This window comes from Rhodanobacter sp. B05, assembly GCF_002001085.1.
Lineage (GTDB): Bacteria > Pseudomonadota > Gammaproteobacteria > Xanthomonadales > Rhodanobacteraceae > Rhodanobacter.
In genome coordinates this window covers 22,622-35,719 of record NZ_MUNU01000015.1, presented here as the reverse complement: position 1 = coordinate 35,719, position 13,098 = coordinate 22,622, and the positions used below count along the sequence as shown (strand labels likewise).

General features: G+C 64.9%; 13 protein-coding genes. 6 read left to right on the top strand and 7 right to left on the bottom strand.

Annotated features, from left to right (window positions below):
* Positions 1–69 precede the first annotated feature (69 nt).
* From rplT to map, 7 genes are all read right to left on the bottom strand, one after another.
* A complete protein-coding gene (rplT, locus tag B0E47_RS08960) occupies positions 70–429 on the bottom strand; it encodes a 50S ribosomal protein L20 (protein ID WP_008437827.1) in 360 nt (119 codons plus the stop codon).
* A gap of 11 nt (positions 430–440) precedes the next feature.
* The gene (gene rpmI, locus B0E47_RS08955) at positions 441–638 is read right to left on the bottom strand and encodes a 50S ribosomal protein L35 (protein WP_008213504.1); all 198 of its coding nucleotides are present in this window, start codon (positions 636–638) and stop codon (positions 441–443) included.
* 362 nt (positions 639–1,000) lie between these two features.
* Positions 1,001–1,525 carry a translation initiation factor IF-3 gene (gene infC / locus B0E47_RS08950; RefSeq protein ID WP_077514229.1) on the bottom strand — a complete coding sequence of 175 codons (525 nt, stop codon included), beginning with the start codon at positions 1,523–1,525 and terminating at the stop codon, positions 1,001–1,003.
* 56 nt (positions 1,526–1,581) lie between these two features.
* On the bottom strand, positions 1,582–3,483 hold the full coding sequence (gene thrS, locus B0E47_RS08945) for a threonine--tRNA ligase (RefSeq protein ID WP_077514228.1): 1,902 nt from the start codon (positions 3,481–3,483) through the stop codon (positions 1,582–1,584).
* A 237-nt stretch (positions 3,484–3,720) separates the two neighbouring features.
* Positions 3,721–4,170, bottom strand: coding sequence for a CopD family protein (locus B0E47_RS08940; protein WP_077514227.1), 450 nt, complete (start codon positions 4,168–4,170; stop codon positions 3,721–3,723).
* A 61-nt stretch (positions 4,171–4,231) separates the two neighbouring features.
* Complete coding sequence (glnD, locus tag B0E47_RS08935; protein WP_077513835.1) at positions 4,232–6,880, bottom strand: [protein-PII] uridylyltransferase; 2,649 nt, start codon at positions 6,878–6,880, stop codon at positions 4,232–4,234.
* A gap of 119 nt (positions 6,881–6,999) precedes the next feature.
* Positions 7,000–7,764: a type I methionyl aminopeptidase gene (gene map / locus B0E47_RS08930; protein WP_077513833.1), complete on the bottom strand. Its 765-nt coding sequence runs from the start codon at positions 7,762–7,764 to the stop codon at positions 7,000–7,002.
* A 329-nt stretch (positions 7,765–8,093) separates the two neighbouring features.
* Between map and rpsB the strand changes: the two genes are divergently transcribed.
* From rpsB to B0E47_RS08900, 6 genes are all read left to right on the top strand, one after another.
* Positions 8,094–8,954 carry a 30S ribosomal protein S2 gene (gene rpsB, locus B0E47_RS08925; RefSeq protein ID WP_077513831.1) on the top strand — a complete coding sequence of 287 codons (861 nt, stop codon included), beginning with the start codon at positions 8,094–8,096 and terminating at the stop codon, positions 8,952–8,954.
* Positions 8,955–9,054: 100 nt separating this feature from the next.
* Positions 9,055–9,936: a translation elongation factor Ts gene (gene tsf / locus B0E47_RS08920; RefSeq protein ID WP_077513829.1), complete on the top strand. Its 882-nt coding sequence runs from the start codon at positions 9,055–9,057 to the stop codon at positions 9,934–9,936.
* A 224-nt stretch (positions 9,937–10,160) separates the two neighbouring features.
* A complete protein-coding gene (gene pyrH, locus B0E47_RS08915; RefSeq protein ID WP_077513827.1) occupies positions 10,161–10,877 on the top strand; it encodes a UMP kinase in 717 nt (238 codons plus the stop codon).
* Positions 10,878–10,954: 77 nt separating this feature from the next.
* On the top strand, positions 10,955–11,512 hold the full coding sequence (frr, locus tag B0E47_RS08910; RefSeq protein WP_077513825.1) for a ribosome recycling factor: 558 nt from the start codon (positions 10,955–10,957) through the stop codon (positions 11,510–11,512).
* Between the two features lie 17 nt (positions 11,513–11,529).
* Positions 11,530–12,270, top strand: a complete 741-nt coding sequence (gene uppS, locus B0E47_RS08905) for a polyprenyl diphosphate synthase (RefSeq protein ID WP_077513823.1) — start codon at positions 11,530–11,532, stop codon at positions 12,268–12,270.
* Between the two features lie 9 nt (positions 12,271–12,279).
* Positions 12,280–13,098 (top strand): phosphatidate cytidylyltransferase, encoded by an 819-nt coding sequence (locus tag B0E47_RS08900; protein WP_077513821.1) that lies wholly within the window; start codon positions 12,280–12,282, stop codon positions 13,096–13,098.

Genomic DNA, 13,098 nt, shown 5'->3' with positions numbered 1-13,098 from the left:
GGGAGGAGGCGTTGGCCTCCTCCCCGCTTGCTTTACATCATATCGTGCTGACGCAGGAGCGTCCGACGATCAAGCGGCCAGACTGGCCTTCGCTTTCTCGGCAATCGCACCAAACGCCTTGATGTCGTGCACGGCGATATCGGCGAGGACCTTGCGGTCGACGGTGATACCGGCCTTGCTCAGGCCATTGATCAGGCGGCTGTAGGACAGGCCGAACATGCGCGCAGCGGCGTTGATGCGCACGATCCACAGTGCACGGAACTGGCGCTTGCGCTGCTTGCGGCCGATATAGGCGTACTGACCAGCCTTGATGACGGCCTGGTTGGCAACGCGGAAGACCTTGCGACGGGCGTTGTAGTAACCCTTTGCGCGGCCGATGATTTTCTTGTGACGACGACGGGCGGTGACGCCACGCTTTACACGAGCCATGGTCTATCTCCTCACAAGTACGGCAGCATGCGAGCCACACCCGGGGCGTCGCACGCCTTGAGGTGGTTCGGGGCACGGAGACCACGCTTGAGCTTGGTCGACTTCTTGGTCAGGATGTGCGACTTGAACGCGTGGCCGCACTTGATCTTGCCCGATGCGGTCTTGCGAAAACGCTTCGCAGCCGCCCGGTTGGTCTTGATCTTGGGCATGGAATGCTCCTTGTGTGGGACGGATCCGATGCGGACGTCCCGGTTTCTGACTGATCTGGCGGTGATCCCATTCTCGATTGAGTCTGGATCACGCTTTCCGTCCTGCCACGATCGGTGCACGACCCTTCCGGCGGGTCGAACCCGTAATCATACGGGTTCAGAAAGCTTAATACCAGCGCGAAGTGCTGACCATTACCTCCTCTCCCGGCGGCGACCTTGGGAGTCCCCTTGCGGGTGAGAGGATTGAGGTGAGGGTGCGGGGCTTGCCCGGAGTCCAGTGAAACAGCTGCTCTCAGGTGACACAGTAAAAGAGCATCGCCCGCAAGCGGGCTCCTACCCACGCAGCCAACGTCACCAGCCGCCTATTTCTTCTTCGGCCCGATCATCATGACCATCTGGCGCCCTTCGAGCCGCGGGTACGACTCGATCTGGCCGTTGTCGCCGACGTCTTCCTGGATCTTGCGGGCAAGGTTCTGCCCCAGGTCCTGATGCGACATCTCGCGACCGCGGAAACGGATGGTGACCTTGACCTTGTCGCCCTCCTCCAGGAAGCGAAGCATGTTGCGCAGCTTGATCTGGTAGTCGCCCACGTCCGTGACCGGACGGAACTTCACTTCCTTGATCTCGACCTGCTTCTGCTTCTTCTTGGCGGCTTGCGCCTTCTTCTGGGCTTCGAACTTGAACTTGCCGTAATCCATGATGCGGCAAACGGGTGGATCACCGTTCGGCTGGATCTCGACCAGGTCCATGCCAGCTTCCTGCGCCAATGCCAGCGCCTCGTCGCGGGTCAGGATGCCAAGCTGTTCGGAATCCGCGCCGATCAGGCGAACCCGCGGCACACGGATTTCCAGGTTACGACGATTGCCCTTGTTGTCGGTGGTTGCGATACCACGATCCTCCAGAAGAAGTAATGTCACTGACCGCCAAGGCTGAGCGTTTGGGCTCAGCGCCGGGTTTCGGTCTCCAGTCGCTCGACGAAGCCGGCCAGCGGCATGCTGCCCAGATCTTCACCGGAACGGGTACGCACAGAAACCGTCCCCGTCTCTTTCTCGCGGTCACCGACCACGAGCAGATACGGCACTTTCTGCATCGTATGTTCGCGGATTTTATAGCCGACTTTCTCGTTGCGCAAATCCGATTGTACCCGGAAACCTTTGTCGACAAGGGTTTGCGTCACTTGCCGGACATAATCGGCCTGCGCGTCGGTGATGCTGAACGCGACTGCCTGCACCGGGGCCAGCCAGGCCGGCAGCAGGCCGGCGTGGTGCTCGATCAGGATGCCGATGAAGCGCTCCATCGAGCCCACGATGGCCCGGTGCAGCATCACCGGGTGCTGCTTCTGCGAATGCTCGTCCACGTACTCGGCGTCGAGACGCTCGGGCATCATGAAATCGACCTGCATGGTGCCGACCTGCCAGGCGCGGCCGATCGAGTCCTTCAGGTGGTACTCGATCTTGGGGGCGTAGAACGCGCCCTCGCCCGGTAATTCCTCCCACTCCACCCCGGCGGCACGCAGCGCGCGGCGCAGCATTTCCTCGGTGCGGTCCCAGAATTCGTCGGAACCGATGCGCTTTTCCGGCCGCAGCGCGAGCTTGATCGCCAGGTCGGTGAAGCCGAAGTCGGCGTACACCTTCATCGCCTGCAGATGGAACGCGGTGACTTCGGCCTCAACCTGATCCGGCGTGCAGAAGATGTGGCCATCGTCCTGGGTGAACGCGCGCACGCGCATGATGCCGTGCAGCGCTCCGGACGGCTCGTTGCGATGGCAGCCGCCGAATTCGCCGTAGCGGATCGGCAGCTCGCGGTAGCTGTGCAGGCCGGTGTTGAACACCTGCACGTGGCCGGGACAGTTCATCGGCTTCAGCGCGAAGGTGTGCTTCTCGGACTCGGTGAAGAACATGTTCTCCTTGTAATTGTCCCAGTGACCGGACTTCTTCCACAGCGACACGTCCAGCACCATCGGGCAGCGTACTTCCTGATAGCCGCTCTTCCTGTAGACGCCGCGCATGTACTGCTCGACCTGCTGCCAGATCGCCCAGCCGTTCGGGTGCCAGAACACCATGCCCGGGCTTTCTTCCTGCTGGTGGAACAGGTCGAGCTGCTTGCCGATCTTGCGATGGTCGCGTTTCTCGGCCTCTTCCAGCTGGAACAGATATGCCTTCAGATCCTTGTCGTTGAGCCAGGCGGTACCGTAGATGCGGGTCAGCATGGTGTTGCTGGAATCGCCACGCCAATACGCACCGGCCACCTTCATCAGCTTGAACGAATGCAGCTTGCCGGTGTTCGGCACGTGCGGGCCGCGGCACAGGTCGGTGAATTCGCCCTGCGAATACAGCGACAGATCCTGATCGGCCGGAATGTCTTCGATGATCTCGGCCTTGTAGTGCTCGCCCAGGCCACGGAAGAACGCCACCGCCTCGTCGCGCGACTTCACGCTGCGCGTCACCGGCAACTGCTCGGCAATGATCTTGTGCATCTCCGCCTCGATCTTCGGCAGATCATCCGGAGTGAACGGACGCTGGTAGGCAAAGTCGTAGTAGAAGCCGTTGTCGATCACCGGGCCGATCGTCACCTGCGCGCCCGGGAACAGCCGCTGCACCGCCTGACCCATCAGGTGCGCGGTGGAGTGGCGCAGGATCTCCAGCGCCTCGGGGCTCTTCTCGGTGACGATCTGCACACTGGCGTCGTGCTCGATCGGGAAGCTGGCGTCGACCAGCCGGCCGTCGACCTTGCCGGCAAGGGTCGCCTTGGCCAGACCGGCGCCAATCGAGGCGGCCACGTCCTGCACGGTGACGGTATGGTCGAACGGCCGCTTGCTGCCGTCGGGTAGCGTGATCTCGATCATGGAAAGCATTCTCTGAAAAACAAAAAAGGGCATCCGCCCTTCTTCGATGAAACCGTAAGGCGTGATGCGGTCAGCGGTGGAGTCGGGTAGTTGCCATGTCGCACGCTCGGCCGGCAAGGAACTGCGGGCCACCTTGATCCTGGATATTCGCGAAGACCTAAGTTTAGCGCAGTTCCGGGATCAATTTGCCCGACCCTGACGCCTCGCCGACGGTCATCGAAACCAGCCGGTTCCGACTCAGAACGGCTTGGCGATCACCAGGTAGACCACCCCAAGCAAGAGCAGCACCGGCAACTCGTTGAACCAGCGCAGGACACGCCCCGAAGGCAGCGCGTCGCCCCGGAGGCTGCGCTTGAGCATGCGTCCGGCCCACACGAAGTAGACCAGCAGCAGGGCCACCAGGGTGAGCTTGGCGTCGATCCAGTGCATGCCGGCCGTGACATTCGGCAACGCGGCGGGGAAGACGCGCCAACCCTGCCACAGGGTCAGTCCGAACAGGAACGCGATGCCGAACATGTTGTGGCCGAACTTGTACAGGCGCCGCCCCATCAACTGCAGGCGCGCCTGTACTGCCGGTTCGCCCGCGGTCTCGGCCAGGTTCACCAGGATCCGCGGCAGGTAGAACACGGTGGCCATCCAGGCGATCACGAAGACGAGATGCAGCGACTTGATCAGCAGGTAGGTCATGACGAAGACGGGTGGCCGCTGCAGCATGCAGCAACTGGAATGATAACGCGGGCGGCGGACATCAATCCCGCGCAGGACCGATGCGCGCCAGCAGGGCCTGCAGCAACCGCTCCTGCCGCGACGCATCGAGTGGCGCATCATGCCGGTCGGTCAACTGGAAGAAATCCTCGACGCGCTCGCCGAACGTGGCGATGCGTGCATCGTGCACACGTACGTCCTCGCCCAGCATCACCTGCGCCACCGCCGCCAGCAGCCCCGGCCGATCCGTTCCCACCAGCGCCAACTGGGTGCGGCCGCCCGCGGCGTGGAAGCTGATCTTCGGCGTCATCTGGAAATGCTTCAGATGGCGCGACATGCCGCGCTTGCTCGGCTGCACACCGACCGATTGGGCAAGGGCACGGTGCAGGCGCTGCTGCAGCTCGTCGGCGCGAGCCGCGCTGGCCGGCTGCTGGCTGTCGGCCTCGAGCAGCAGGAAGGTGTCCAGCGCCATGCCGGTCGATGAACTCAGGATGCGCGATTCCATCACCGAAAAGCGCAAGCGGTCCAGCACCGCCGTCACCGTGGCGAACAGGCCGTCTCGATCCGGCGTGTAGACGAACAGCTCGGTGCTGCCGCGCACCGACAAGGGCTGCACCGCCACCAGCGGCAGCGCGCCTTGCGCACGCAGAATCGCCGCGGTCTGCCAGGCGATCTGTTCGGGCCGGTGACGCAGGAAGCTGAGTTGCGGGAAATCCGCCCAGACCCGCGCGATATCCGTTTCGGCAAAGCCGTCGTTCATCAACCGGGCCAGCGCGTGGTCGCAGCATTCGCGCACCCGCACGCCCGCATCGCGCGGCAGTTCCACGTCGCTGCGCAGGGCATAGCGGGTGCTGGTGTAGAGATCCGCCAGCAGCCGATCCTTCCAGCCATTCCACAACCGCGGGCTGGTGCCGATGATGTCGGCGATGGTCAGCAGGTACAGCTGGCCGAGTTGTTCGCGGTCGCCGACCACGTCGGCAAACCGATGCACCACGTCCGGATCGGTGATGTCCTGGCGTTGTGCCGTCGTGCTCATCAGCAGATGGTGTCGCACCAGCCAGGCGATCCGCTCGACATCGCCAGGCGGCAAACCCAGCCGCGTGCAGAACTCGCGCGCGTCCTGCTCGCCCAGCACCGAGTGGTCGCCGCCGCGGCCCTTGGCGATATCGTGGAACAACGCCGCCAGCAGCAGTACCTCGGGCTTGGGCAGCTTGGCCCATATCTCGCACCCCAGCGGAAACTCCCCGCGTGCGGCGGGATCGGCGAAGCGCGCCACGTTGCGCAGCACGCGCAAGGTGTGTTCGTCGACCGTGTAGACATGGAACAGGTCGTATTGCATGCGCCCGAACACCTTGCCGAACGCGGGCAAGATCGCCGCCAGCAGTCCGTGCCGGTTCATTCGCCACAACGCCTCCACGGCCGGTGCGCCGCGGCGCAACAGGCGCAGGAACGCCGCCAGCACCTCGTCATCCCGCGCCAGCGCCTCGCCATGGGCATCCGTGGCCTGGTGGATGCGTCGCATGGTGTCGGCGCCGAACCCCAGTACGCCAGGCTGATCCAGCCGCGCGATGAAAATCTCCACCAGGGCAGCCGGCCGCCGCACGAACAACTGCGGATCGCGCGCCGCAAGGCGCGGGCCGACGCGCTCGAATTCATCGCCCACGGGTTGTCGCTCGCCCACCGGCTCCAGCATCTCCTCGAAGCGTTCGGCGACCTGCACGCCCAGCCGGTCGACCTGGCTGGCCGCCCGGTAGTAGCCCTGCATGAATTGCTCGACGCCGAGATTCTTTGCGTGCTCGTCTTCGAATCCCAGTCGGGTCGCCAGGCCGCGCTGATAGTCGAACAGCAACCGTTCCTCGGCCCGGCCGGCCTCCAGATGCAAGGCATAGCGATAGCGACGCAAGGTTGCCTCGGACTGTTCCAGTTGGGCCTGCTCGGCCGGATCGAGCAGGCCTTCGGCGACCATTTCGGAAAGGTCATCCGCATGCGCCAGACGCCGCCCCATCCAGCGCAGCGAATCAAGCGTGCGCAGCCCGCCGGGGCCGTCCTTCAAATTCGGTTCGAGGTTGTAGGCGGTATCGTCGTAGCGGGCATGCCGCGCATCGCGTTCTGCCAGGCGCGCCGCCAGATATTCGTGCGGTGGCCACAACGCCGGGTCATCGACGATGGCGCGCAACTGCGCATCGAAGGCCGGGTCGCCAGCCAGCCGACGCGCGTCCAGCAGGCTCGTGAACACACTGGCATCGCGGGCGGCCAGCTCCCGGCATTGCGCCGGCTCGCGCACGGCGTGGCCGACCTTCAGGCCGACATCCCACAACGTGGCGAAGAACTGCTCCAGCGCGCGCAGCCGCGCCGGCTGCGGCGCCGTCACCAGCGCCAGCAGGTCGACATCCGAATACGGAAACAACAGGCCGCGACCGAAACCGCCCACAGCGAACAGGGCCGTGCCGGCGACCTCGCCGAGACAGGCCATCCATACATGCGCGACGAGCGAAACGACCGAATCGCCGCGTCGCCGCGCCAGCGCGCTGGCGTCGGCGCCATCACGAAATGCGGTGGCCAGGGCCCGGTCGATGTCACCCAGCAGCTGGCGCAGGGCACGTCGCGCCTCGATCGACACACCCGACCGGGGGACGGCTACCGGCAGGCGCGGCAAGGGCGGCAGGGCAAGGGTGCCTGGTGCTGGCGACATGTCGTCAGAGGCCTGTGTCGGTAGGAGCCCGCTGGCGGGCGATGCTGTTGATTTGATCTGCTTCGCGCATCAGAGCAAGGGCGTCGCCCGCAAGCGGGCTCCTACGCGCATGTATTCACTCAAACATCGGGCCAGGGAGTCAGGATCTCGAAGCCATCGTCGGTCACCGCGAGCGTGTGTTCCCACTGAGCCGACAGCGAATGATCCTTGGTCACCACGGTCCAGCCGTCGGGCAACTGACGGGTCTGCGGCTTGCCCGCATTGATCATCGGCTCGATGGTGAAGGTCATGCCCTTCTTCAGTTCGACGCCGGTGCCGGGCTTGCCGTAGTGCAATACCTGCGGCTCGTCGTGATAGACCTTGCCGATGCCGTGGCCGCAGTATTCCTTGACCACGCTGAAACCGGCCGCCTCGGCGTGCTGCTGGATCGCATGGCCGATATCGCCCAGGGTGGCGCCCGGGCGCACCGCCTGGATGCCGCGCATCATCGCCTCGAACGTGGTGTCGACCAGCCGCCTGGCCAGCACCGACGGGGTGCCGGCGATATACATGCGGCTGGTGTCGCCGTGCCAGCCGTCTTTGATCACGGTGACGTCGAGGTTGACGATGTCGCCATCCTTGAGAACCTTGCCCTCGTTCGGAATGCCGTGGCATATCACGTGGTTGACCGAGGTGCACAGGGTCTTGGGAAAGCCGTGGTAGCCGACGTTGGCGGGGATCGCCTTCTGCACGTTGACGATGTGCTCGTAGGCGCGCCGATCCAGCTCTTCGGTGGTGATGCCGGGCTTGACGTAGTCCTTGAGCATCGCCAGCACTTCGGCCGCCAGCTTGCCGGCGACGCGCATGCCTTCGAGGTCTTGCGGGGATTTCAGGGTAATGGCCATCGGTTCCACTCATGTGGCGGCAGAAGCCCCTGGACTCAAGTCATTGAATCCGCAGCGACTTGCCGCGCTGCCGGCGTACCGGCTATAATTTCGGAGTTTTGCTGATCCGACGTGGTCGTTTCGACGGTCGGCCCTTGCAAAGCGAACCGGGATTGTAACCCTCCGCGGTACAACACCCAACGCCAACGCCACACACGCATCGGCACCGCCTTCGGGGTGCTGCGTCTCGCCCACCATCAAAATCGGGCGAGCCGCGGTCGAAGCCGGGGATGCGTGGAGGTCCCAACCCCCAGGTTCCTTTCAAGGAACCGACAATCGGAGCGACACCCATGGCACAAGTCACCATGCGTCAGATGCTGGAAGCCGGCGTCCATTTCGGTCACCAGACCCGTTACTGGAACCCCAAGATGGCCCCGTACATCTTCGGCGCCCGCGGCAAGATCCACATCATCAATCTCGAAAAGACCCTGCCGCTGTTCACCGACGCGATGAATTTCCTGTCGGGCCTGGCGCAGAAGCGCGGCACCATCCTGTTCGTCGGCACCAAGCGTTCGGCCCGCGAGCCGTTGGCTGAAGAGGCCGCACGCGCCGGCATGCCGTTCGTCACCTCGCGCTGGCTCGGCGGCATGCTGACCAACTTCCGCACCGTGAAGCAGTCCGTGTCGCGCCTGAAGGAGCTGGAAGCGGCCGAGACCGATGGCAGCTTCGAGAAGCTGGTCAAGCACGAGGTGCTGGCCCGGCGCCGCGAGCGCGACAAGCTGCAGGCGTCGCTGGGCGGCATCAAGGACATGAACCGTCTGCCCGACGCGCTGTTCGTGATCGACATCGGCCACGAAGACATCGCCGTGCAGGAAGCCAAGAAGCTCGGCATCCCGGTGATCGCCGTGGTCGACACCAACTACAACCCGGAACTGGTCGACTACGCCATCCCGGGCAATGACGACGCGATCCGCGCGATCCAGCTGTATGCCCGCGCCGCCGCCGACTCGATCCTCGAAGGCAAGGCTGCTGCGCCGGCTGCTGCCCAGGGCGACGCCAACGATTTCGTCGAACTGGACGAGGAAGGCAACCCGGTGGCCAAGGTCGATCGCCCGCGCCGCGAGGCTGCCCCGCGCAAGCCCGGCCCGCGCCGTGACGGCGGTCGTGATGGCGGCCGTGGCTCGCGCAACGACGGCGCACCCGCCAAGTAAGCGCTGCGGCGGCGGTCGCTGACCGCCGCCAGGCCTGCCGAGATCAACGCGCGATGGCGTTCGTTCGCTGTCGCGCCATCCAAGCATTGGAGAACTACCGATGAGCAATATTTCCGCCCAAATGGTGAAGGAACTGCGTGAGCGTTCCGGCGCCGGCATGATGGAATGCAAGAAAGCGCTGGTCGAGAACAACGGCGACCTCGACGCCGCAATGGAGTGGCTGCGCAAGTCCGGCCTGGCCAAGGCTGACAAGAAGGCCAGCCGCATCGCTGCCGAAGGCCGCATCGTGGCCGCCCAGGCCGGCGGCAAGGCCGTGCTGGTCGAGATCAACTGCGAAACCGACTTCGTCGGCAAGGACGCCAGCTTCCTGAAGTTCAGCGACGCCGTCGCCGACGTCGCACTGAACTCCGGCGCCGCCAATATCGACGCCCTGAAGGCTGCCGCCTACCCGGGCGGCGGTAGCGTCGAGGACGCCGCCAAGGCCCTGATCGCCACCATCGGCGAGAAGATCGACGTGCGCCGCATGGCCCGCGTCGAGAGCGAGAGCGTGATCGGCAGCTACATCCACGGCGGCCGCATCGGCGTGCTGGTGGCGCTCAAGGGCGGTTCCGAGGAGCTGGCCAAGGGCATCGCGATGCACGTCGCCGCCATGAACCCGGCGCATATCCGCGCCGAAGACGTGCCGGCCGAGTTCGTCGCCAAGGAAAAGGAAATCGCGCTGAGCCTGATGACCGAAAAGGACAAGGCCAAGCCGGCCGAGATCCTCGAGAAAATCATCAGCGGCAAGATCCACAAGATCGTGTCCGAAGTGACCCTGCTCGGCCAGGCCTACGTGCTGGACACCAACATGACCGTGGCTGACGCGCTTAAGAAGGAAGGCGCCGATGTGGTTTCGGTGGTGCGCCTGGCCGTCGGCGAAGGCATCGAGAAGGTGGAAGAGGATTTCGCCGCCGAAGTGATGAAGCAGGCCGGCCTGAGGTAAAAGTCATCCCTGACCGGCAGACCGGTCATCGGTGGCCGGACTGTTCAGTCAGAAAGAGCAACGCTTCGAATCGAAGGTCACGGAATACCGTGGCCTTCTTCGTTTCCCATGCGGAAACCCGGCGGCGCACACCCTCGCTCCTCACTCCTCTCCACTCGCTCCTCGTTCCCACCCCCGCTCTCCGCTACAATGCGCCGGTTTGCCACACACAATCCGGAGATCCCATGAGCGACCAGCCGAAGTACCGCCGCATCCTGCTCAAGCTCTCCGGTGAGGCGCTGATGGGAGATGCCGATTACGGCATCGATCCGAAGGTGATCGGTCGACTGGCCCACGAGATCATCGAGGTACAGCGCACCGGCGTGCAGATCGGCATCGTGATCGGCGGCGGCAACATCTTCCGTGGCGCCGGTCTGGCCGCCGCCGGCATGGATCGGGTCACCGGCGACCACATGGGCATGCTGGCCACCGTGATGAATGCGCTGGCGATGGCCGACGCGATCGAGAAGAGTGGTGGCTACGCGCGCGTGATGAGCGCGATCCAGATCCACGACGTGGCCGAGGACTACATCCGGCGGCGCGCGATCCGGCACATCGAGAAGGGCCGCATCGTGCTGTTCGCAGCCGGTACCGGCAACCCGTTCTTCACCACCGACTCGGCCGCGGCCCTGCGTGCGGTGGAGATCGGCGCCAACCTGGTGTTGAAGGCCACCAAGGTCGATGGCGTGTACACCGCCGACCCGGCGCGCCATGCCGATGCCACCCGTTACCAGCAGCTCACCTACGACGACGTGATCCAGCGCAACCTGCAGGTGATGGATACCGCCGCCATTGCGCTGTGCCGCGATCACGGCATGCCGCTGCGCATCTACGACATGACGGTGGCGGGCAACCTGATGCGGATCATGCGTGGCGAGTCGATCGGCACCCTGGTCAGCTGAGCCGGACGCGGGATCAGCCGGCGCTGCAGCCGTCACTGCTATAATCGAACGTTGCCAGATCCATCGGGAAACGACACATGCTCAACGACGTCAAGACCGATGCCCAGACCCGCATGGGCAAGAGCATCGAATCGCTCAGGCACGACCTCACGCGCATCCGCACCGGTCGCGCCAGCACGACCCTGGTGGACCACATCAAGGTGCCCTACTACGGCTCCGACATGCCGCTGTCGCAGGTCGCGTCGGTGTCGCTGGCCGACTCGCGCACGATCATCATCACGCCATGGGAAAAGACCATGGTGGCACCGATCGAGAAGGCCCTGATGGCCTCCGACATCGGCATCACGCCGACCACCGCCGGCACCGTGATCCGCCTCAACATGCCGGCGCTCACCGAAGAGCGGCGCAAGGAACTGGCCAAGCACGTCGGCCACGAGGGTGAGAACGCCAAGATCGCGATCCGCAACGTGCGCCGCGACGCTCTGCAGCAGATGAAGGACCTGCTCAAGGAAAAGCTGATCACCGAGGACGACGACCGCCGCTTCGACGACGAGATCCAGAAGCTGACCGATCGCGCGGTCAAGGATGTCGATGCGGTCGTCAAGGCCAAGGAAGAGGAGTTGATGGCGCTCTGAGCGCCATCGCGCCGCCCATGCCAGGCGTCGAAGCTGCCCGGGTTCCCCGGCACATCGCGATCGTGATGGACGGTAACGGGCGCTGGGCCAGGGCCCGCCATCGCCCGCGCAGTTTCGGCCACAATGCCGGCCGCAAGGCGGTGCGAGAGGTGGTCGAGGCCTGCCTGCGCGAGGGCGTGCAGGTACTGACCCTGTTTGCCTTCTCCAGCGAAAACTGGCAACGGCCGAAGGACGAGGTCGGTGCGCTGATGGGATTGTTCCTGCGCGCGCTGGACAAGGAGGTGGACGAACTGCACGGCCATGGCGTGCGCCTGCGCTTCATCGGCGACCTGGCCGCCTTCGACGAGGCTTTGCTCCAGCGCATGCACTCGGCGATGGCGCAGACCGTCGGCAACGACGCGTTGCACATGAACGTGGCAGTGAGCTATGGCGGCCGCTGGGACATCGTGCAGGCCAGCCGCCAGGCCGCCGCCGCCGTGGCTCGCGGCGAGCTGCGTGTGGACGAAATCGACGAAGCGCGGCTGGGTCAGTGGCTGAGCCTGGCCGAGCTGCCGCCGCCGGACCTGTTCATCCGTACTGGTGGCGAACGCCGCATCAGCAACTTCCTGCTGTGGCAGGTCGCTTACGCCGAACTGTACTTTACCGACACCTTGTGGCCCGACTTCGACCAGGCTTGCCTGCGCGAAGCCATCGAAGACTATGCCCGCCGGGAGCGCCGCTTTGGCCGCACCAGTGAGCAGATCGTCCCTGTTCCCTAGAGGATTCCCATGCTGCTTCAGCGCATTCTCACCGCCCTGGTGCTCGCGCCGCTGGCGATCCTGATCATCCTGCTGCCGGACACCGGCCTCTTTGGCGCCATCGTCGCCCTGGCGTTCCTGGCCGCGTGGTGGGAGTGGGCCCGGCTGGGTGGCCTGAAAAATCCTGTCGGGCGCATCGCGCTGCTGGCCGCGGCCGCAGGCGGGTTTGTCCTGCTCTGGCTTGCCCAGGGCAGCGCGTGGACGCCGTGGCTGCTGGCGGCCGGCGTGGCCTGGTGGCTGGTGGCCTGCCTGTGGCTGCGCCATTTCGCGTTCGCCGCCGCCCCGACGCGCGAGAATGTTGCATTGAAACTGATCGCCGGCGCGTTCGTGATCTTCCCGGCCTGGGTCGCACTGACCAGCATCCATGCCCGCATTCCGCACGGCCACTGGTGGACCTTGCTGGCACTGGTGATCGTGTGGGCATCGGACATCGGCGCGTATGCCAGTGGTCGCGCGTTCGGCAAGCGCAAACTGGCACCGCAAGTCAGCCCGGGCAAGACCTGGGCCGGCGCCTACGGCGCGATGGTGGCCGGCGTGCTGGTCGCCGAAACGGGCGGTTGGCTGCTCGGCGTACGCGGCACCGCGATGCTCGGCCTGGCCTTGCTGGCAGCGATCACGGTGGCGGTGTCCATCGTTGGCGACCTGCTTGAGAGCCTGATGAAACGGCATGCCCAGGTGAAGGATTCGGGCAGCATCTTTCCCGGCCACGGCGGCCTGATGGATCGACTCGACAGCGTGTTCGCCGCGCTGCCGATCTTCGCCGCCGGCCTGCTGTTGCTGGGCATCTGA

Bases quoted from the DNA above. Each gene is read 5' to 3' on its own strand.
- frr (WP_077513825.1), top strand. From the start codon at position 10,955: ATGCTCAACGACGTCAAGACCGATGCCCAGACCCGCATGGGCAAGAGC.
- B0E47_RS08940 (WP_077514227.1), bottom strand. From the start codon at position 4,170: ATGACCTACCTGCTGATCAAGTCGCTGCATCTCGTCTTCGTGATCGCC.
- map (WP_077513833.1), bottom strand. From the start codon at position 7,764: ATGGCCATTACCCTGAAATCCCCGCAAGACCTCGAAGGCATGCGCGTC.
- rpmI (WP_008213504.1), bottom strand. From the start codon at position 638: ATGCCCAAGATCAAGACCAACCGGGCGGCTGCGAAGCGTTTTCGCAAG.
- uppS (WP_077513823.1), top strand. From the start codon at position 11,530: ATGCCAGGCGTCGAAGCTGCCCGGGTTCCCCGGCACATCGCGATCGTG.
- thrS (WP_077514228.1), bottom strand. From the start codon at position 3,483: ATGATCGAGATCACGCTACCCGACGGCAGCAAGCGGCCGTTCGACCAT.
- rpsB (WP_077513831.1), top strand. From the start codon at position 8,094: ATGGCACAAGTCACCATGCGTCAGATGCTGGAAGCCGGCGTCCATTTC.
- rplT (WP_008437827.1), bottom strand. From the start codon at position 429: ATGGCTCGTGTAAAGCGTGGCGTCACCGCCCGTCGTCGTCACAAGAAA.
- pyrH (WP_077513827.1), top strand. From the start codon at position 10,161: ATGAGCGACCAGCCGAAGTACCGCCGCATCCTGCTCAAGCTCTCCGGT.
- tsf (WP_077513829.1), top strand. From the start codon at position 9,055: ATGAGCAATATTTCCGCCCAAATGGTGAAGGAACTGCGTGAGCGTTCC.
- B0E47_RS08900 (WP_077513821.1), top strand. From the start codon at position 12,280: ATGCTGCTTCAGCGCATTCTCACCGCCCTGGTGCTCGCGCCGCTGGCG.
- glnD (WP_077513835.1), bottom strand. From the start codon at position 6,880: ATGTCGCCAGCACCAGGCACCCTTGCCCTGCCGCCCTTGCCGCGCCTG.